The organism is Pandoraea apista, from assembly GCF_001465595.2.
GTDB lineage: Bacteria > Pseudomonadota > Gammaproteobacteria > Burkholderiales > Burkholderiaceae > Pandoraea > Pandoraea apista.
In genome coordinates this window covers 2,466,014-2,485,976 of the sequence record NZ_CP013481.2, presented here as the reverse complement: position 1 = coordinate 2,485,976, position 19,963 = coordinate 2,466,014, and the positions used below count along the sequence as shown (strand labels likewise).

Annotated in this window: 21 protein-coding genes; 15 read left to right on the top strand and 6 right to left on the bottom strand. The window is 62.6% G+C overall.

Annotated features, from left to right (window positions below):
* Positions 1-57 precede the first annotated feature (57 nt).
* The 3 genes from AT395_RS11575 (at position 58) to pdxY (ending at position 5,102) form a co-directional block, all read left to right on the top strand.
* On the top strand, positions 58-1,701 hold the full coding sequence (locus AT395_RS11575) for a methyl-accepting chemotaxis protein (RefSeq protein WP_058375190.1): 1,644 nt from the start codon (positions 58-60) through the stop codon (positions 1,699-1,701).
* A gap of 296 nt (positions 1,702-1,997) precedes the next feature.
* Positions 1,998-4,094, top strand: a complete 2,097-nt coding sequence (gene fusA / locus AT395_RS11570) for an elongation factor G (RefSeq protein WP_042115597.1) — start codon at positions 1,998-2,000, stop codon at positions 4,092-4,094.
* Between the two features lie 150 nt (positions 4,095-4,244).
* Entirely contained in the window at positions 4,245-5,102 is an 858-nt protein-coding gene (gene pdxY / locus AT395_RS11565; protein ID WP_048629311.1) for a pyridoxal kinase PdxY, read from the top strand.
* 42 nt (positions 5,103-5,144) lie between these two features.
* On the opposite strand, the gene fghA is transcribed toward pdxY, so the two are convergent.
* Complete coding sequence (fghA, locus tag AT395_RS11560; RefSeq protein ID WP_042115595.1) at positions 5,145-5,999, bottom strand: S-formylglutathione hydrolase; 855 nt, start codon at positions 5,997-5,999, stop codon at positions 5,145-5,147.
* A gap of 246 nt (positions 6,000-6,245) precedes the next feature.
* Here fghA and AT395_RS11555 point away from each other — a divergent pair, with 246 nt between their 5' ends.
* From AT395_RS11555 to AT395_RS11535, 5 genes are all read left to right on the top strand, one after another.
* Positions 6,246-7,133 (top strand): winged helix-turn-helix domain-containing protein, encoded by an 888-nt coding sequence (locus AT395_RS11555; RefSeq protein WP_048629283.1) that lies wholly within the window; start codon positions 6,246-6,248, stop codon positions 7,131-7,133.
* A gap of 86 nt (positions 7,134-7,219) precedes the next feature.
* The gene (locus AT395_RS11550) at positions 7,220-8,806 is read left to right on the top strand and encodes a glycoside hydrolase family 18 protein (RefSeq protein ID WP_082164816.1); all 1,587 of its coding nucleotides are present in this window, start codon (positions 7,220-7,222) and stop codon (positions 8,804-8,806) included.
* Positions 8,803-9,018 carry a hypothetical protein gene (locus AT395_RS11545; protein WP_042115594.1) on the top strand — a complete coding sequence of 72 codons (216 nt, stop codon included), beginning with the start codon at positions 8,803-8,805 and terminating at the stop codon, positions 9,016-9,018. The genes AT395_RS11550 and AT395_RS11545 overlap by 4 nt, the downstream gene beginning before the upstream one ends.
* A 457-nt stretch (positions 9,019-9,475) precedes the next feature.
* Positions 9,476-9,682 carry a hypothetical protein gene (locus tag AT395_RS11540; RefSeq protein WP_042115593.1) on the top strand — a complete coding sequence of 69 codons (207 nt, stop codon included), beginning with the start codon at positions 9,476-9,478 and terminating at the stop codon, positions 9,680-9,682.
* 109 nt (positions 9,683-9,791) lie between these two features.
* Positions 9,792-9,983 (top strand): hypothetical protein, encoded by a 192-nt coding sequence (locus AT395_RS11535; protein ID WP_376738385.1) that lies wholly within the window; start codon positions 9,792-9,794, stop codon positions 9,981-9,983.
* A gap of 91 nt (positions 9,984-10,074) precedes the next feature.
* Here the strand turns inward: AT395_RS11535 and AT395_RS11530 are convergent, their stop codons facing one another.
* Complete coding sequence (locus AT395_RS11530; protein WP_042115592.1) at positions 10,075-10,263, bottom strand: hypothetical protein; 189 nt, start codon at positions 10,261-10,263, stop codon at positions 10,075-10,077.
* Between the two features lie 132 nt (positions 10,264-10,395).
* Between AT395_RS11530 and AT395_RS11525 the strand changes: the two genes are divergently transcribed.
* The 3 genes from AT395_RS11525 (at position 10,396) to AT395_RS11515 (ending at position 12,532) form a co-directional block, all read left to right on the top strand.
* Positions 10,396-10,689, top strand: a complete 294-nt coding sequence (locus AT395_RS11525; RefSeq protein WP_042115591.1) for a hypothetical protein — start codon at positions 10,396-10,398, stop codon at positions 10,687-10,689.
* Between the two features lie 131 nt (positions 10,690-10,820).
* Positions 10,821-11,582, top strand: coding sequence for a GntR family transcriptional regulator (locus AT395_RS11520; protein ID WP_082164815.1), 762 nt, complete (start codon positions 10,821-10,823; stop codon positions 11,580-11,582).
* Positions 11,583-11,584: 2 nt separating this feature from the next.
* Positions 11,585-12,532, top strand: a complete 948-nt coding sequence (locus AT395_RS11515; RefSeq protein ID WP_042118255.1) for an AEC family transporter — start codon at positions 11,585-11,587, stop codon at positions 12,530-12,532.
* A gap of 70 nt (positions 12,533-12,602) precedes the next feature.
* Here AT395_RS11515 and AT395_RS11510 read toward each other — a convergent pair whose 3' ends face one another.
* Positions 12,603-13,685, bottom strand: a complete 1,083-nt coding sequence (locus AT395_RS11510) for a GGDEF domain-containing protein (RefSeq protein WP_042115590.1) — start codon at positions 13,683-13,685, stop codon at positions 12,603-12,605.
* A gap of 316 nt (positions 13,686-14,001) precedes the next feature.
* Between AT395_RS11510 and AT395_RS11505 the strand changes: the two genes are divergently transcribed.
* The 4 genes from AT395_RS11505 (at position 14,002) to AT395_RS11490 (ending at position 17,021) form a co-directional block, all read left to right on the top strand.
* Positions 14,002-14,574, top strand: a complete 573-nt coding sequence (locus AT395_RS11505) for a hypothetical protein (protein ID WP_048629282.1) — start codon at positions 14,002-14,004, stop codon at positions 14,572-14,574.
* A gap of 287 nt (positions 14,575-14,861) precedes the next feature.
* A complete protein-coding gene (locus tag AT395_RS11500) occupies positions 14,862-15,398 on the top strand; it encodes a GNAT family N-acetyltransferase (RefSeq protein ID WP_042115588.1) in 537 nt (178 codons plus the stop codon).
* 280 nt (positions 15,399-15,678) lie between these two features.
* Positions 15,679-15,882, top strand: a complete 204-nt coding sequence (locus AT395_RS11495) for a cold-shock protein (protein WP_010807210.1) — start codon at positions 15,679-15,681, stop codon at positions 15,880-15,882.
* Positions 15,883-16,025: 143 nt separating this feature from the next.
* A complete protein-coding gene (locus AT395_RS11490) occupies positions 16,026-17,021 on the top strand; it encodes a glutathione S-transferase family protein (RefSeq protein WP_048629281.1) in 996 nt (331 codons plus the stop codon).
* Between the two features lie 25 nt (positions 17,022-17,046).
* Here AT395_RS11490 and AT395_RS11485 read toward each other — a convergent pair whose 3' ends face one another.
* From AT395_RS11485 to purT, 3 genes are all read right to left on the bottom strand, one after another.
* On the bottom strand, positions 17,047-17,859 hold the full coding sequence (locus AT395_RS11485) for an SDR family NAD(P)-dependent oxidoreductase (RefSeq protein ID WP_048629280.1): 813 nt from the start codon (positions 17,857-17,859) through the stop codon (positions 17,047-17,049).
* Positions 17,860-17,992: 133 nt separating this feature from the next.
* Positions 17,993-18,424 carry a MarR family winged helix-turn-helix transcriptional regulator gene (locus tag AT395_RS11480; protein WP_052765571.1) on the bottom strand — a complete coding sequence of 144 codons (432 nt, stop codon included), beginning with the start codon at positions 18,422-18,424 and terminating at the stop codon, positions 17,993-17,995.
* A 249-nt stretch (positions 18,425-18,673) separates the two neighbouring features.
* Entirely contained in the window at positions 18,674-19,876 is a 1,203-nt protein-coding gene (gene purT / locus AT395_RS11475; RefSeq protein WP_048629279.1) for a formate-dependent phosphoribosylglycinamide formyltransferase, read from the bottom strand.
* Between the last annotated feature and the right edge of the window lie 87 nt (positions 19,877-19,963).

Sequence of the window (19,963 nt, the reverse complement as noted above, 5' to 3'; positions counted from 1 at the left end):
AAAGCCACACGTCTTCCGTGTAGTCCCGGCAACAAATCCCTAAAAGGAGTCATTCCCATGCGAATCGCCGACCTGAAGATCCGAACCCGGCTGACCCTCGGTTTCGGTACGTTGCTAATCCTGCTGCTGACAATGCTGTTCATCGCGCTCGTGCGCTTCGTTGCCATCGAGCGAGCCAACGAAGAACTGCTCACCCGCGCGTGGGCCAAGGCCGATGCGGCACATAGCATCGACGCCATGGTGCGCGGCAACGCGCGACGTCTGACGGAGATTGCCATCGCCACGGACACCGCCCAACGCAACGCGCTGAATCAGCGAATCGACGTCAATCTGGCCCGCATCGCGAAGGCACAGGAGGTGCTCGACAAGTACGTAACGTCGGCACAAGGCAAACAGCTGCTCAGTACCATGCGACAACATAACGACGCCTTTCTGAAAGCGCGTGGCAGCGTCCTGGCAGAGTTGGCGGCTGACCAACGAGACGCTGCGCTTCGCATTGTTCAGCAGGACGCCCTGCCCGCCCTCGACGCCATGCAGGCAGAAGCCGTTGAGCTGGTCACGCTCCAGCAGAAGATCGTGGACGAAACCGGTGCGGCCACGAGCGCCGACATCGTGTTCGCCAAATGGCTGCTCGCCGCCATTGGCGCAACGGCGACCGTTGCCGGGATCGTTGCCGCCTGGTCGGTCACGCGCAGCATCACGCGTCCGATCGCGCGCGCCGTCGAAGTCGCCGAGCGTGTGGCGAAAGGCGATCTCTCGAGCCGTATCGACGTAACGAGCCGCGACGAAACCGGTCAACTGATGGCGGCCCTTAAACACATGAATGAAAGTCTCGATCAAATCGTGCGGCGGGTGCGCAGCGGCACGGCAGCCATCGCGTCGGCGTCGGGGCAATTGCTCGCGGGCAACACCGATTTGTCGGCACGAACCGAAGAGCAAGCCGCCTCGCTTGAAGAGACTGCCTCGTCGATGGAGCAACTGACCGCGACCGTGCGTCAAAACGCGGACAACGCCCGTCAGGCAAGTCAACTGGCCTCCAACGCGTCGGAGATCGCAGGCGAAGGCGGGCGCGTCGTCGAGCGCGCCGTCACCTCGATGCAGGATATCGCTGCCAGCTCGGCGAAGATCAACGACATCATCGGCGTGATCGACGGCATTGCTTTCCAGACGAACATCCTCGCCCTGAACGCCGCCGTCGAAGCCGCGCGTGCCGGCGAACAGGGACGCGGCTTCGCTGTTGTCGCCGGCGAAGTCCGCACGCTCGCGCAGCGCAGCGCGGCCGCCGCCAAGGAAATCAAGGCGCTCATCGAGACGTCCGTGGGCAAGGTCGAAGACGGCTCGGCACAAGTGCGCGATGCCGGTCGCACGATGATCGAGATCGTGCAGGCTGTGCAACGCGTAACCGACATCATGGGGGAAATTTCCGCCGCATCAAGCGAACAATCGGGGGGCATCGAGCAAGTCAACACGGCCGTCATGCAGATGGATCAGGTCACGCAGCAAAACGCGGCACTCGTGGAAGAGGCCACTGCGGCCGCCGGGTCGCTCGAGGATCAGGCACGTCAATTACGAGAGGCCGTCGCGGTGTTCCGCCTCGCGGACGGCGATGCGTATTCGTCCGGTCACGACGACGCAGACGTTGCCGCCAACGGCCCTCGTGGGCCGGTGCTCGCGTTCGCCCGCCAACGTCAGGTGGCGTAACGCGTGAGCGCATAAGCCTCCGATGACGTGACAGCAAGGCAGAGGACACCCCTCGCGCCGGTTGCCCTGGCGATACTGCCGGGGCACGGCGGCAGGGCTTCGGCACGCCGCAGATTGCATGGGGCTGCGAGGGGTTGCAGAGGATTGCAACGGTCCGTGACACAGTGCCGCGGCCCGTCGCAAATCCCCATGATTGCTGGTCTTTGGCGCGATGTGCCGGTCAGCGCGGCATTGCAACATTGGAGTATGATGGCTGCTGCTATGCTTTTTCCCACCGTCTGGAAAAGAGGTGTACCGTGGCCCGAAAGACCCCCATCGAGCGCTACCGAAACATCGGCATCAGTGCTCACATCGACGCTGGCAAAACAACGACGACCGAACGCATCCTGTTCTATACGGGCGTCAACCACAAGCTGGGCGAAGTCCACGAAGGCGCTGCCACAATGGACTGGATGGAGCAGGAACAAGAACGCGGCATTACGATCACGTCTGCCGCGACGACCTGCTTCTGGCGCGGCATGGCCGGCAACTATCCCGAACATCGCATCAACATCATCGACACCCCCGGTCACGTCGACTTCACCATTGAAGTCGAGCGCTCGATGCGCGTGCTCGATGGGGCGTGCATGGTCTACGACTCGGTCGGCGGCGTGCAGCCGCAATCCGAGACTGTCTGGCGCCAGGCCAACAAATACAAGGTGCCGCGTATCGCGTTCGTCAACAAGATGGACCGCGTGGGCGCCGACTTCTTCCGCGTCTACAGGCAGATTCACGAACGTCTGCGCGGCAACGCCGTCCCGATTCAGATTCCCATTGGCGCCGAGGACAACTTCCAGGGCGTGGTCGATCTCGTGAAGATGAAAGGTATCGTCTGGGACGAGGAATCGAAAGGCGTGAAGTTCGATTATGTCGACATTCCCGCCAACCTCAGGGACACGGCGCAGGAATGGCACGAGAAAATGATCGAAGCCGCCGCCGAGGCCGACGAGGCGTTGCTTGAGAAGTATCTCGGCGGAGAAACGCTGAGCGAAGCGGAAATTCAGGCCGGGTTGCGCAAGCGCACCGTCGCAGGCGAGATCGTGCCGATGCTGTGCGGCACCGCCTTCAAGAACAAGGGCGTGCAGGCCATGCTGGACGCCGTGATCGACTACTTGCCCTCGCCTGTTGACGTGCCCGCCATTGCCGGTCACGACGAGGACGACAAGGAGATCGAGCGCCATCCGTCGGATGACGAACCGTTCGCCGCCCTCGCCTTCAAGATCATGACCGACCCGTTCGTCGGCCAGTTGATCTTCTTCCGCGTGTACTCGGGCGTGATCGAGTCGGGCGGCACGGTGCTCAACCCGCTTAAGGGCAAGAAAGAACGTCTGGGCCGCATTTTGCAAATGCACGCCAATACGCGCCAGGAAATCAAGGAAGTGCGCGCGGGCGACATTGCCGCTGCCGTTGGCCTGAAGGAGGCAACAACCGGCGACACGCTGTGCGATCCGAACAACGTGATCATTCTGGAAAAGATGGAGTTTCCGGAGCCGGTGATCTCGCAGGCCGTCGAGCCGAAGACGAAGGGCGATCAGGAAAAGATGGGGCTCGCGCTCAATCGTCTGGCGCAGGAAGACCCGTCGTTCCGCGTGCAGACCGACGAAGAGTCGGGACAGACCATTATCTCGGGCATGGGCGAGCTGCACCTCGAAATTCTGGTCGATCGCATGCGCCGCGAGTTCGGTGTGGAAGCGACCGTCGGCAAGCCGCAAGTCGCCTATCGCGAAACGGTGCGCAAGAAAGTCGAGGACGTGCAGGGCAAATTCGTCAAGCAATCGGGCGGACGCGGCCAGTATGGCGACGTGGTCATCTCGCTCGAGCCGGACAAGGAAAAGCCCTACGAATTCGTCGACGCGATCAAGGGCGGCGTGGTGCCGCGCGAGTACATCCCTGCCGTGGACAAGGGCATTCGCGAGACGCTCAACAGCGGGGTGGTGGCCGGCTATCCGGTTGTCAACGTGAAGGTCACGCTGACGTTCGGTTCATACCATGACGTCGACTCGAACGAGAATGCGTTCCGCATGGCCGGTTCGATGGCTTTCAAGGAGGCCATGCGCAGAGCCGACCCGGTGCTGCTAGAGCCCATGATGGCCGTGGAAGTCGAAACGCCCGAAGAGTTCATGGGTAACGTGATGGGCGACCTCTCGGGACGTCGCGGCATCATGCAGGGCATGGACGACATCGTGGGCGGCGGCAAGATCGTGCGCGCCGAAGTGCCTCTGTCGGAGATGTTCGGCTACTCGACATCGTTGCGCTCGCTCACGCAAGGCCGCGCCACTTACACGATGGAGTTCAAACACTACGCCGAGGCGCCTAAGAACGTGGCCGACGCCATCATCTCGTCCAAGAAGTAACGCAGCAAACGTTATGGCGACGGCGCAGCAGACGCTGGACGCTGGCCGCCGCCATGACGATCAACGCCCGCGACCGGCACGCTTCCTTCTTCGGACAGGATCGTGCCGGTCGCGGGCGTTGTCCTTTTTGCCCAAGCGCACCACATCAACATGAAAAACGTCCTCAGCATTCAGTCCCATGTCGTATTCGGCCACGCCGACAACAGCGCCGCCGAATTCCCGATGCGCCGTCTCGGTGTCAACGTCTGGCCGATCAACACGGTGCAGTTTTCGAATCACACGCAGTACGGCAAATGGACCGGTCAGGCGCTGCCCAGCGAGGAAATTCTACGGCTGGTCGAGGGCATCGACGACATTGGGGAACTGGGCAGTTGCGACGCCATACTCTCCGGCTACCTCGGTGCGCCGGAACAGGCGGGCTTCGTGCTCGCGGCGGTGGAACGCGTCAAACAGGCCAATCCCGCTGCGATCTACCTGTGCGACCCGGTGATGGGCCATCCCGAGAAGGGGTGTCAGGTCAAGCCGGGCATCGAGCAATTTCTCGTCGAATATATGCCGGCGGCCGCCGACATCATGGCCCCCAATCATCTCGAACTGGAGAAGCTCTCGCAGCATCCGATCGACACGTTCGACGATGCAGTGGCAGCATGCCGCACGTTGATTTCGCGCGGGCCGAAGATGGTGCTCGTCAAGCATCTGGAATACGCCGGCAAGCCCGCCGACCGGTTCGACATGCTGGTCGTGACGAACGACGAGGCCTGGCACGGCCACCGTCCGCTGTATCCGTTCTCACGTCATCCCGTGGGCGTGGGCGACCTGACCTCGGGTGTCTTCCTCGCACGATGGCTCAAAGGCGATACGGTGCGTGCGGCGTTCGAGCACACGCTGGCAGCGGTCGACGCGGTGCTGTGCGCCACGCATCTCGCCGGCCGTTACGAGTTGGAGATCGTTCGGGCACAAGACGAGATCGTCACACCGCCGCGCCGTTATGAGGCGCAGGCGGTCTGACGGCGCGGCGAAAATCGCGCGCCGGTGAAGGGAACGGACAGATCAGTACGCGCGCAGATGCTCGGCGTGATGTGAGAGATGATCCGCCATGAAGGTCTGAATGAAGTAGTAGCCGTGGTCGTAACCGTTGTGACGCCGCAGCGTAAGCGGTTGGCCGGCGTCGCGGCAGGCGCGCTCGAAGATGTCCGGATGCAGTTGCGCTTCGAGAAACTGATCGTTCAAGCCCTGATCGATCAGAATGCCGCCCGGAAACACCATCTGCCCGGCGCTCGCAATCAGTTCGCTGGCGTCGTACTTCCGCCACGTTTCGCGATCCGTCCCCAGATATCCGGTAAACGCCTTCTCACCCCACGGGCAACGCATCGGCGCCGCAATCGGCGCGAACGCCGACACTGAACGGAATTTGTCAGGATTGCGCAGCGCAAGCGTCAATGCGCCATGCCCGCCCATCGAGTGCCCGAAGATGCCGATACGCTGCGCGTCGATGGGCAACGATTGCGTCACCAATCCGTACAGTTCGTCCACGAGATAGCTGTACATGCGATAGTTCGCGGACCATGGCGCCTGCGTGGCGTCGAGATAGAAACCGGCGCCGACACCGAAATCCCACGCATCGGTCTCCCCCGGTACACCCGCACCACGCGGGCTGGTGTCGGGTGCAATCAGCGCGACGCCGTGCTCTGCTGCGAGCCACTGCGCACCGCCCTTGATCATGAACGTCTCTTCCGTGCAGGTCAGCCCCGCGAGATAGAACAGCGCGGGCACAGCGCGTCCGTCGCGTGCCTGGGGCGGAAGGAACACCGAGAAACGCATCGGCAGACCGATGGTGGTCGAAGCGTGACGATAGAAGCGCTGCGCGCCGCCGAAACAACGGTGTTCGGAAATGAGTTCGAGCATGACGAAATCCGGGAGGGTTCGGGAAGTCGGCAATGGCGCCGCACCGCCAGCTATCGGGCCACCATTGCGAGATACGGCAGCTATCTTACCTCGCCGGGAGACGCGTGACATTGCCAAGGCACCCGGGACGCGCAACGCCTGTCGACGTACGGCCGATGACGGTATCTATGTCGCGCTTGCCGCCTTGTGACAGGCGAACGCGCGTCGCTAGGGTTGGCGACTCTGACTTGTTACAAGGAGCGCCCCATGCCGATGTCACCTTACGACCTCGACGAGGTCACCAATCTCGTGCAGCGCGACGGCATTTCCGCACGGCTATCGGAACAGGAAAAACGTTTGTTCATACTGCTTGCCGCGCGCGCAGGCACGGCGCTCGGCAAGCGCGTGTTGATGGAAGCGCTGTGGGGTTCACGCGCACAGTGGATGGAAGACACCGCCCTCGTGCAACTCGTCTCGCGCTTGCGTCGCTCGCTCGCCCCTCTCGGACTGCAACGCGCGGTTGTGACCGTGGCGCGCGTGGGATATCGCCTCGATTTACCGGCGCCGGCCGCACCAACGGAGAACGCAGCAACGGAGAACGCAGCAAACGACACCACACACCGTTCAAGGACGCGCGAATCGGCGTACCCGCATGCGGTACCTATGTCGCCTGAACGATCCCGGACCGAGGCGCTGACCGTGCGCGACGCCACCGACGCACCGTCGCACGCCGCGCTGCCCCACCAGGGCGTTGCGCGTGACGGGCATGGCGAGGTGCGTCGCAATGGCGTGGTCGTGCGGATTCCGCAGATCGAATATCGATTGCTATGTGCCCTCCGCTCACCTGCCGGCGTGGTACATGACAAACGTACGTTAATCGCGCTGCTGTGGCCGGAACGTCCCGCGCAGGACGACACCAATCTGATGCAAGTCGTCTCGCGTCTTCGCCGGAAACTGATTCCTCTCGACCTGCATCGCCACATCGTGACCGTGCCGCGAATCGGCTATCGCTTCGAGCCTTGCGATACGCCGATGCCGAACCCTCGGACGCCAGCACACGCGCCCCGCATGCCACGCGCCCTTGCGTGGCTCTCAACGACGCTGCCACGCGCCCTCGTCACCCTGACACGTCATTTGCGCTGGCCCGGGCGTTGAGCGGATAGCACGCTGATTACGCCAATGCCGATGCGCTCACTACCGCGCGGCGACGGCAAGTGTCCACTCAACCTCAGGAGCCATCCATGTCCGATACCACTTCGCAACGTCCCTCGACCGGCTCGACCCTGTCCACCACGCCCGCCGCGCAAAGCGAGCTCGTCTACCCGACCGATCCGCAGAACGGCGCCACCGAAACGACCTACGCACAGAACGGCTTCGATCCGTCCACCAGCACGACACAACTGTCGTACACGTCGGCACGCGTGGCCCGTCGCGTCTACAACCGCTACGCCAAGAACGCATTTGAAGTCTCGGGCTATTACACCGACTGGTCACAATACGACGGACGGCTCGACGGCGACTTCAGCAACGACGCCGCAGGGCGTGGCGTCGATCTCATGTTGCTCGACCCCTTCGCCTACGACCGTCTGATCGTGGGCTTTTCGGGCATTGTCGGCGATCAGGGCGAAAAGGCGCAGACGATTGCACGCGCCGCCACCGACTTCACGCGCCAGCCGGATCAGGCCACTTTCGTCGACAGTTGGGGCGACGTGCTGGCCTATCGTAATTGCGGATTCGACGGTTGGATCAGCAACGATGTCGCACCAATGTTCCAGCAGTCGCGTGCACAGGGCGTGCTCGGCGGCCTGCGTCTGCTTCACGCGAAGAACCCCGCGCTGAAAATGGCGCTCGCCATTGGCGGCTGGACGATGAGTCGGGCGTTCCACGGCATGGCCGCGAGCGCCCCACGACGCAAGACGTTCTGCGCGAGCGTGGTCGATCTGCTCAAGCGATTTCCGATGTTCGTCGAGATCAACCTCGACTGGGAATATCCCGGCGCGCCCGGCGATTCGGGCAATACGTACGACGACGCGGATGGCGCCAACTACGCGGCGCTCGTCGGCGATCTGAAGAATGCGCTGGTTGCGGCCGGACGCAAGGACGTCGAGATCTCGATTGCCGCCTCGGCCAACGTCGCCGATATGACCCAGGCCAATCTGCCCGGTCTCATTGCGGCGGGCGTGTCGCGTCTGAATCTCATGACCTACGACTTCTTCGGCACCCCGTGGGCACCGGCGCTTGCGCATCACACGAACCTGCACGATACGGACCCAACCGCCGCCAGTGGCTTTTCCATCGATCGGGCGGTGAACTGGCTGCGTCAGGCTGGCGTGCCGTTCGCCAAGGTGCACATCGGCTACGCGGCATACTCCCGTAACGCCCTTCAGGCGGACATCGCGCAAGTGTCGGCCCTCGCCGGCACCTATTCGCCAGGCGACGACATCACCACCGGCACATTCGAGTCGGGTACCACGGAGTACTACGACATGCTGTTCAACTACCTCGATCTGGAGAACGGCGCGGCACGCAACGGCTTCGTTCTTTACACCGACCCGGTGGCCGATGCCGACTTCCTGTTTCAGCCGTCGAGCGGCATGTTCATGTCGCTCGACACGCCGCGCACGGTTCGCGCCAAGGGCGACTACGTACGCCGCAACGGGCTCGGCGGGCTCTTCACCTGGACCATCGATCAGGATAACGGCGTGCTCGCCAACGCGGCGCACGAGGGGCTGGGACAGACGACGACGGTATCGAACATCGACATGACGCCGTTCTACTTCAGCGGCAAGACCTCGCTCGACGACACAACGCCGGGAGGTGGCTCATGAGCTTTCTCCTGTCACGGCTACTCGAGCCCTCGACCTGGGCCGGGCTGACCGGACTCGCGGTGGCGCTCGGTACCTCGCCCGATGTGATGCACGAGGTCGCCCAGGCGGGCGCCGCGCTGGCGTCGCTTGCTGCAATGGCGTTACCTGAGCGCAACGCCCGCCGGGCGGGTCGGGCCAGCGGGCCACAAGACGACGTGTCGCATCAGCCGTAAGCACTTCGTCGGAGAGACACGGGCCGAATCGTGGGGACACGGCGTTTTGGCCCGTGTCGAAAAAAGTGTCACAAATTCTAAACTTTTCGCCGCAACCGTCGCTATACGTTAAAGGACGTGAAAACATGGGGACGTTCATGGGACGTCAACTCAGGGACAGCGTGACGCATACGACGTCCCGCGCGGCGCACGGCAAGATTTTTGGTCGCCCACCCGAAGCGTTGTCATAATCGCAGGCTATGATGTGCCGCGCTGTATAAGACACGGCCTAAGTCAGCGTCAGACGCACCGGAGCCCCCTCCCGTCAGATAGTTGCGGCAACGTAGTCCGTCAAGCAGAGCATGACAGAAGCATCGCGCCACCCGCGCCGGCACGGTCCCCATAGAGGAGACCGGTCAGGACGATGACGACGACGCATACACCGACCAGATTCACCAGAGATTGACCCGGGGACCCTATGAAGCTGATCTTGCTGGCGCTTGCCGCCTCGCTGTTTACGCTCGTCATGATGGTGCAGGCACGCAGCGAAGCCAACGATATTGCTGCCTCCCCGCCAAACGCACAGCCCTCCGGGATCAACGTCAGCGATCGTATGCGCACCCGCAAGGACATGGCGATGTGGAACGCACGCCGAAAAATGCACGCCGTACGCCAGGAAGACTGACACCGCCAACGCGCTAATCTCTGCGCAGCAACATGCTGCGTCGCACCAAATTTGGGCATCCTCCGCCGCCGTCCTATAGTGGAATGGCGATTCAGGAGAGGAGACAAGAATGATGCCCGTATTCCACTTCAATCTTTACGACCTGACGCTGTTCCTGCCAATGGCGGTGGCCGGTGCGCTACTCGTTGGCGGCATTCCTGTCGCGACGCGTGGCACGCGCTATAGTCTGCGTGCCGTCGGCGCGGTGGTCGGAGCGCTCGTTGCACTCCTTGTCGTGGAGGCGTTGCCCGTACTCGTGTAGCCGGCGCACGCGCCCAGTCGCATCAGACAACGGAGGGCCTTTCGTGCGCGATGCGCACAGTGGGAGGCTTTTCCGAGAATTTCTGTCCCTATCACCTCGCGATCCGGCGGTGGATCTCGACGAATCCCGGCCGCTTCGCTGAAACAGCGGTCACGACGTTGTCATCGCCGCGACCTATGCTGATTTCCGGCAACTTCGGTTGCGCTGTCACCCTCTCTGTTGCGCCGCCGACCCGCTCGGCGGCTTTTTTTATGCCGCTGCCGAAGAGGATCGCCGTCAACGCACCACGCCATCGTTTTGTCCCGACACGTGCGCCGTCATCGCCTACAATCTCCGGAAGTGCAACGCTAGCGCATAGCCCTAATGCTCGACATCGGCGCTTTCGCGCAACGCCGTCAGAGGAGGTTCCCGCATGTCAGACGCGTTCTCCCGCGCCTTTGCCGTTGTCATCAATCAATACCGTTCACCGCGTCAGTACACTGTCTCGGTGGAGCGGGCGAGCGAGATGATCGCCAAGAACATCGGCCTGTTTTCCGACGGATTTGCCGCGGAGCCGCACTTGATTGTCGGTCTTTTCGAGCGCGAGGCCGATGCCTGGGCGCTCGCCCGACGCCTCCAGCGAACCCGTACGACCGTTCAGGCACTGCTTCAGACGCCTGCCCGCGTCGCATCCATTGCGCCACCGGAACTGGACCCGAGCGACTGATATACGCGTCGCCCCACGTGCCTCTTCCCCTCGCGATTGCCGTTGATTGAAAAAAATGCCCCCGGCGTCCGTCTGGCGGCGTAGAATTCGGAATTCCAGATATCACCAACGCCGGCAGCCACCGGAATTCCATGTCGACCCCTGCCGTCTCCGTTGATACCCCGGCGACTAACGCCCCCCTCTCGCCCCCCTCGCCTCTGGTTCCGCTCGCGCCGCTAGCCAGCACGCCGGTGCTGATCGATCAGGTCTACTCGCGCTTGCGCGACGCCATCGCCGATCTCACGCTGCCCCCGGGCGAGCGCATTCGACAGGCGGAACTAGCCGACTCGCTGGGCGTGTCGCGTCAGCCTGTCAGCCATGCCCTGCAATTGCTCAAGCGCGACGGTCTGGTGTGCGACAGTGGACGTCAGGGTCTGGAAGTCGCGCCCATCGACCCCGATCATCTGCGCCAGCTCTATCAGGTGCGTACCGCGCTCGATGGTCTGGCGGCGCGGCTTGCGGCGACGCGCATGGCTCAAGGAACGTTGAGCGAGCCGGTGTTGCGTCGGCTTCAGGACACCGTCGCTGCGGGTATGGCGATGACGCGCGGCACACCGGTCGCGCATCAGGTGCGCATCGAGGTGGCGTTTCACACGGCCCTGCACGATGCATCGGGCAACCCGTTGATCGCCCAGACGCTCGCACCGCAATGGCCACACATCATGCGGGCGATGGCTGCAACGCTCGGGGCAATGCCAATGCAAGAAGTGGTCTGGCACGAACACGGGGAAATCGTTGCACGCATCGCGGCGGGAGACGCCAACGGCGCCGAAGCCGCCGCCCGCGAGCACACCGAAGCCGACGGAGGCAACGCGCGCCGCGAGTGGCTCGCGCGGCTGGCGGAGTCGCGCTGATCATGCAAGCCGTCATTTCCGCTGCCCTGCCCGTCTTCGGGCTGATTTTCGTCGGCTATCTTTGCGCGCGCCGGGCCTGGCTCGGTGGCGCCGCGCTCGACGCACTCAATCGCTTCGTCGTCTATCTGGCGCTGCCCGCAGTACTGTTCCAGTCGATGGCACAGATCACATGGGCCGAGCTGGTCAACCCGGGGTTTCTGGGCGCGTTCGGTGGCGGCATGGCTGCGACGTTTGCCCTGTCGTTCATGCTCGATCGCACGGTGCGCGGACGTCTTACCGACGCCAGTATCGAAGGCATGGGCGCGGCCTACCCGAATGCCGGATTCATGGGATTGCCGCTGTGTCTCGTGGCCTTCGGTCCGGCGAGCGTGCCGGCGGTCGTCGTTGCCATGCTGCTCACGGCGACGGTGCTCTTCGCCATCTCCATCGCGATCATCGAGACGGATTTGCAGGCCACGCCGAACTGGCGTCGCACGGCAGGCTTCGTGGCCCGTGCGCTGGTGCGCAACCCTCTCGTTGTCTCGCCGTTCGTCGGCATGGCATTTGCCGGCGTCGGCATTGCACTGCCGGCACCCGTGCTGCACTTCACAACGCTGCTTGGCGGCGCCGCGAGTCCGTGCGCGCTAGTGGCGATCGGCATGTTTCTGGCGCAAAGTGCGGGGGCTGCGAAGGAGCCCCGAATTGCGCGCGCAGTGGGACGCCTCGTCGGACTCAAGCTCGTGTTTCAACCCGCGATCACGGCGTTTCTCGCGTTCCGCGTCTTCGATCTGCCGGCGATCTGGGCACACAGCGCGCTGCTACTCTCGGCACTGCCCATCGGCACCGGTCCGTTCATGCTCGCGCAACTTTATGGGCGTGAAGCGGCGGTCGCTTCACGCGCGATTCTGATTTCGACGGTGCTGTCCGTCGTGACGGTGTCGCTGCTGATCGGTTGGTTCAGCGTGCGATAGGGCGGAATGCGCGGCGACGAACGCCAATGAACGTCCTTTCGACGGAACGCGCTGCGAATCGACGACGCCCTTAACGCAACGTCGCCGCTGGCGCCACGACAACGCGGTCGCGACCGGAGCGCTTCGCCGCGTACAACGCCGCATCGGCAGCACCAAGCAAACGCATCGGGAGCGTTTCCGGATCGGCACTGTCACGCGGGTCCACACTGGCAAGGCCGATGGAAATCGTGAGCGGCACGAGCGTGCCGGCGTCGTCGGGAACTTCCAGCCGCGCCACAGCGCGACGCACCCGCTCGGCAACGGTCCCCGCCCAGTTCTGCTCGGTCTGCACGAGTAGCGCCGCGAACTCCTCCCCGCCATAACGCGCGAGGGTATCCGTCACACGCAACTGTGCGCGCATGCAGGCGCTTGCCGCGCGCAACGCGCGGTCGCCGGTCGCGTGACCGTGGCTGTCGTTGACTCGCTTGAAATGGTCAATGTCGATCAGCAGACACGCGAGCGGCGCGCCGTAACGCGCGCCCCGTACCACCTCTTCACGCAAACGCTGATCGAAATAGCGGCGATTCGACAATCCGGTAAGCGGATCGGTCAGGCCAATGCGCTTGAGGCGCTCGCGGTTCCACATATTCTCCAGGCACACGGCGACGACCGCGCCAAAGCGCTCGAGAAAATCGGTCGCCATTTCCGGAGAGAAGCGGCGTGCGTCCCGGCTGCCCAATGCGATGACACCGAGGTAGCGGCCATTGCGGGCGAGCGGCATGACAACAGCGCTGGCGGGAGGACGCGGGCCGAAGAGCGAGGCGTGGCGATCGCGTGGAGCGCCGATCCAGAGCTGTCCGTCGCCGCACACGGCAGCGAACGTGCCGGCGTCTTGCGCAATGCACAGACCGGCGTCGAGCGCGCGGATGCCTTCGGCGGTGTCGATGAGATCTCGCAACGTGTCGTCGACTTCGGCGAGCATCAGCCGCACGCCCGACAGATCGAAGTCGTGGCGCAAACGATTGAGCATGACCTCCAGAAACTGACCGAAATCAGGTGCGCCCATGAGCGCCAACTCGATGTCCTGAAAACGTTTTAGCGAACGCTCATTGCGCTGAACGGTCGCCAGCAGCGATTGCAATGTGTCGAGCGTCGGTGCCTGGTTGGTTGCCACGTAAGGTCTCGAGAGACACGCGGCACTTCGCGGCCGCCTAGCGTGCTTGCCCGGCATCGTGCCTTGACGCTCCGGCATCGCGCCCGCGCTGCGCGCCGAAGGACAAGTACGGGGCTGCAACGAATGCATCGAACGCGTTCGTCAAACCCACGGTGAGGCCGTCATGATGACGTCTGCAAGGAGACTGTCATGAGGCCGTTAACGGCACTTGCCTATCGAATTGAAGGGTAGCGGAGCTGAATTTTGCAGCCACGAAATCGAGTCGTGGCGCGGTTTTTTACATGACTAGGGAAAATACCTAGTTTATGTGTAAGCCATGTGGCAGCGCACCAAATTCATCCGTCGGGCCTCCCGCACAGCATTCGGACGGTCGGTCGGCCATCTCGACAAGTCACTTTTGCCGCCCTACAATCGCGGCCGCTCGCATGCACTGCCCAGTCACAAAACAGTGTCGCGATCCGGCCGATCGGCCAGCGGCAGCGCGGCGCATCCGCCGAACACGCCAGCACTCAAATCTACGGAGACCCTGTTGTCCATGCTCTATCCGCGCACCCTGCGCAACGTCGGCGCCGCCATTGCGCTGGCAACGTTTGCGATGCTCTCGACCTCAACATTCGCGGCGCCCGCCGCCCACGCCCCGTCAGGCCACCCCGCTAAAGCTCATGCGTCACCGGCGAAGCATCGCCATCACGGTGCCGTCAAAAAAACGTCGATGAAGTCGGCGACGAAGGCATCTGCACACAAGAAGCCTCATGCCGGCAAGGCCGCGCACGGCAAGAAGAAAACCGTGAAGGCACATCACACGTTGCCGCCCAAAACGACACATCGGGCGCGCCCGACGGTGGCCAGCCAACGACACCCCCATTCGCACTCCCATTCCCACGCCTAAGCTCGCATACCGCGCTATAGTGATCACCGGGTGAAAACGCGGCGCACCGCGCCTCACCCTTTCACGCTCTTTACCTCTCTTTCGTTCTCTTTCCTCCAGACCGCATAGCGCGGTGACACGTACATGACACCCCGGCACGCCAGCGCTCGCGTTGCGCCCACGCCACAAGACACGCTTTCGTTCGCGCCGCTCGACATTATTTTTTCGCGCGTTTTTTTCGGCAGCTTGATGCGTCGTTTTGCGTCTCATTTTGTTCGGCAAACTTCCCGGCCGACGGGAACGAGAGCATGACGACGACCTTCATTTTGCCCGCGACGATGCAAGACGCAGCCCCTATTGCTGCGCTGCATGCCCACAGTTGGCAAGCGACATATGCGCATAGACTTCCGAGGGAACATGTGCGCGATCATCTCTTACAGGAACACGCTGCGCTGTGGCGAGACCGCCTGATGCGCGTCGACGATCCCGCACTGCGTATATGGAAAGCATGTCCCGACAAAGAGAACGGGCCCATCGCCGGATTCGTCTGTGCGTTATCGGGTGCCGACGGCATCTTGCTCGACAACCTTCACGTGGCCGCTGCCTGGCAGGGACAAGGGATTGGGCGGGCGTTGTTTCAGCAGGTGAAGGACTGGGCGAACGCCCTCGATCCCGAGGCTGCGCTTTATCTCTGGGTGCTCGCGCACAATAAACATGCGCGCCAGTTCTATGATCGATTGGGGGGTCGCGCGGGCAGAGTTCATCCGATCGCAGTATCGCCCGGCATTGAAGTTCCGGCGCTGCGTTACGTCTGGCAACCCGAAACAATATGGCTGCGGCGGTGAAAACGCGATGTCGGTCTGACCAGTCGCCCGGTATCGCCGAAGCATGTCGCAACGCAGCGAAATGTGGCTTGAAACTGGCATGGATCAACAATCTAAAGTTTCCCTGCTTGACACCTTCCCACCTTTCCCGTAAAAAAACGGGTGCATGAACGTTGTATGGCGAGTCTTGTGTCATCTAATGTCGCCCTCTGCGTCAACTCGGTTGTACCTGATCAGCTTTAATGTCATGCGCTCGCTGAGCTTCTCGCTCGCTCATTTGAAAACTTTAAGGATTTAAGAAATGGCAACTGGTACCGTCAAGTGGTTTAACGACGCCAAGGGTTTTGGTTTTATTACGCCGGACGAAGGTGGTGAAGATCTCTTCGCTCACTTCTCGGAAATCCAATCGAAGGGTTTCAAGTCGCTGCAAGAAAACCAGAAGGTCAGCTTCGAAGTGAAGATGGGACCGAAGGGCCGTCAAGCCAGCAACATCCAGCCGCTGTAAGCGACGGATGCTTCGCTGCTGATCGCTCACGCGATCGACGCGCCTCGGGCAGCGCTGCAAAGCCTGCCCGAACTGAAAACCCCGCTAGCGCGGGGTTTTTTCGTTTTTGCAGGTATCCTGAATGTTTCGATCCGGAGGTTGCAATGGGCTTACTGGTAGACGGCGAATGGCACACCGACTGGTACGACACGCGCGCCACCGGCGGCCGCTTCGAGCGGCGCCCCGCCACCTTCCGCCACTGGGTCACGCCGGATGGCGCTCCCGGCCCTGATGGAGAGGGCGGCTTCGCAGCGCAACGCGATCGCTACCTGCTGTACGTCAGCTATGCCTGCCCGTGGGCGCACCGCACGCTCATCATGCGCGTCCTCAAGGGGTTGCAGGACATGATTCCCGTGGCCGTCGTGAACTGGTTGATGCTCGACGACGGCTGGACATTCCACCCCGCGCCCGGCGTCACCGGCGACCCGGTACATGGCGCTCCCTTTCTGCGTGACGTCTACCTCGCGGCAGACAAACACTTCACCGGGCGGGTCACCGTTCCTGTGCTGTGGGACAAAGCGCGCGCCACGATCGTCAGCAACGAGTCCTCGGAAATCCTTCGCATGTTCAACAGCGCCTTCGATGCGCTCGGTGCGACGCCGGGAGACTACTACCCGCTCGCGCTGCGCGATGAAATCGATCGTCTGAACGCCCGCATCTACGACACGGTGAACAACGGCGTCTACAAAGCCGGTTTTGCCACGACGCAGGCCGCCTACGAGGAAGCCGTCGTACCGCTCTTCGACACGTTGGACAGCCTCGAGGCACGTCTGGCAACGAGCCGTTTCCTGACCGGCGAACGCATGACGGAGGCGGACATCCGGCTCTTCACCACGCTCATTCGCTTCGACGCCGTGTACGTCGGCCATTTCAAGTGCAATCTGCGACGCATTGCCGACTATCCGAATCTTTCCGCCTACACGCGCGACATCTATCAGCAGCCTGGCATCGCGGCCACGGTGAATTTCGAGCACATCAAGCGGCACTACTACGAAAGCCATCGGACCATCAATCCGACAGGTATCGTGCCCAAGGGCCCATTGCAGGATTTCGATGCACCGCACGGGCGAACGCAGAGGATTCCCCTGCAAAGTTCCTGATCCAGCCTCGCGCGCGCCACTGCCTTCATCCCGCCAGAAAACCGCCGTCCGCCGCCAGAACATGGCCGACGACGTAACTTGACTCACTGGAAGTCAGCCATACGACGGCGGCAGCCACCTCCTCGGGATGTCCCATTCGCCTGAGGGGAAGTCCAGCCGCAACGCTGCGCATATCGGCAATGCCCGAGGCAAGCATCATGGCGGTCACCACACGCCCCGGCGCGACCGCATTAATGCGAATGCCTGCGGGGGCATACTCCATCGCCGCCGCGCGAGTGAGCGAATTGAGCGCCGCCTTGGACGCCCCATAAAGCGCCAGGCCGGCATTCGGATTTCGCACACCGCTAACGCTCGTGTTGTTCACGAGCGTGCCGCCACCGGAAGCAAGCAGCGCGGGAATCTCATGACGCATCGCGTGAAAGACAGCGCGAACATTGGTATCGAACACCTGCGAATAGACGGCGTCGGTCTGGTCGGCCAATCGTGCCCGCGGCTCCTGAAAACCGGCGTTGTTGAACACCGCATCGAGCCGGCCGAACTGCGTCATCGTCTGCGTTATCGTGTTGACGATATCCGCCTCGCACGTCAAGTCTGCGGCCACGAACAAACTCTCCGCCCCCAAGCGCCGGATGTCATCGGAGAGTGCCTCGCCGAGCGCCTTGCGGCGTCCGGTAACGATCACCGCACGCGCGCCCTCCTGCGCCATGCGCAGGGCCGTGGCACGGCCTATGCCACTGGTACCCCCCATGACGAGGCACACGCGGCCGTCGAGTCGCGCGGCGGGCACGCCGATGGGTATCGGTCCGGCAAGCTCGACGAGAGAGGGGGAATCGTTCATGGTTGTGACCTCACAAGGCGTTATTCCGGAACGGCTTCACCCGGGCAATATGTCGCGGATAACGACGGACGGTCGCAACGTTTTCCACGCGTCACCCCGTGCATCCACGGGTATGCACGCATACACGCGCCCGTCAGCGCTGCATCAACGCGTCGGCGTAAAGCCGCATCCCTTCCAGCACGATGCGCTCCTGACCATGCGCCAGACGCCCCAGCGCATTGATCACTTGTGCACGCGCGAACGCATGAATCTTCGCAACGCGCTTTTTGCCGGCCGGCGTCAGGAACAGAACTTTCACGCGAGCATCGTGTTTCGAGACCGCTTCACCAATGTCGCCGGACTGCACCAACTTGCGCAGCATCCGGCTCACGCTCGACTTCTCGAGGCGAAGCCGGACGCCGAGCTCACGCGCGGTGACGCCACCCCGCTCGATCTCGATCAACGCATGAACGGCGGAAGGCGACAGATCGGTGCCCGCAAAATCACCGCCCATGAAACCCAGCTCCCGGACCATCTCGCGCGATACGGCACGAATGGCGTCGACCAACGACGGATCGGGACTCACGATGCAAACTCTCCCATTGGCTTTCGGTGCCAGGCACCACACTATAGTTGCACAATACAACTTAATGGTTGCACTTCGCAACCACAAAAATAAAAAGCGGGCGTTGCGAACCGAAGTCCGCAACGCCCACTTACTGAGCCAGTGCGCCAGTGCGCCAGTGCGTCAGCGATTCATGCGCCTACACATCGGCGCATCAGCCCATCGGCTGGTATGAGAGCGGTCTTTAAACGGCCTTAGCCCCGCCCCGGCTCAAACCGCACGCGGCTTCACACGACTCGCGGCCTCAAGGGCATTGCTGCGCGCAACATCCAGATCGTTGTCATACGCGAGCGCCACCCCCATGCGGCGCTTCACGAAGCTCTCCGGCTTGCCAAACAGGCGAATGTCGGTCTGCGGCACTTGCAACGCCCGATCTACGTCGTCGAACACAATGCCCTTCGCGTCCACGCCGCCGTAAATGACCGCGCTCGCCCCCGGCGTCTTCAGCGTGGTGTTCACAGGCAGACCGAGAATCGCGCGTGCGTGCAACTCGAATTCGTTCTGCCACTGGGTAATCATCGTGACCATGCCCGTATCGTGCGGGCGCGGACTGACTTCGCTGAACCACACGTCGTCGCCCTTGACGAACAGTTCGACACCGAAAATGCCCTGCCCGCCCAGATTGTTCGTCACCTCTCGCGCGATCAGACGAGCGCGCTCGAGCGCCACCGACGACATCGGATGCGGCTGCCAGCTCTCGACATAGTCGCCACTCACCTGCTTGTGGCCGATAGGGGCGCAGAAGTGCGTCTCGACCTGTGCGTCGGCGCCACGCGCGCGCACGGTCAGCAACGTGATCTCGTAATCGAAGTCGATGAAGCCTTCGACAATGATGCGGCCATGACTCACCCGGCCACCGGCCATCGCGTAGTCCCACGCGGCCTTCACATCGGCGGGACCGTCGATCTTGCTCTGCCCCTTGCCCGAACTGCTCATCACCGGCTTGACGATGCACGGATAACCGATGCCACCGTCGATAGCCGCCTGCAACTGCGCCAGCGAGTCGCAGAACTGATACGGACTCGTGGGCAGCCCCAACGTCTCTGCGGCCAGACGGCGAATGCCTTCGCGATCCATCGTCAGACGTGCTGCGCGAGCCGTCGGAATCACGCGCACCACACCGTCCGCTTCGAGGGCTTCGAGCATCGGCGTGGCAATGGCTTCGATTTCGGGCACGACGAGATCCGGCTTTTCGGCTTCGATCAACGCCTTGAGTTGCTCGGGATCAGTCATGGCAATGGTGCGCGCATGGTGCGCAACCTGCTGCCCCGGCGCGTTCTCGTAGCGATCCACGGCAATCGTTTCGACACCGAGACGCTGCAAGGCAATCAACACTTCACGGCCAAGTTCGCCCGAACCCAACAACATGACCTTCGTCGCGTTCGGCGACAGCGGTGTTCCGATAGTGGTCATTTCCGACCTTTGGAGAGTGAGAAATCAGAAGCGTCTGCGCACCTTGGCGCTGTACGCGAAAACCGTATTGTAGCGAGCATGACCGCC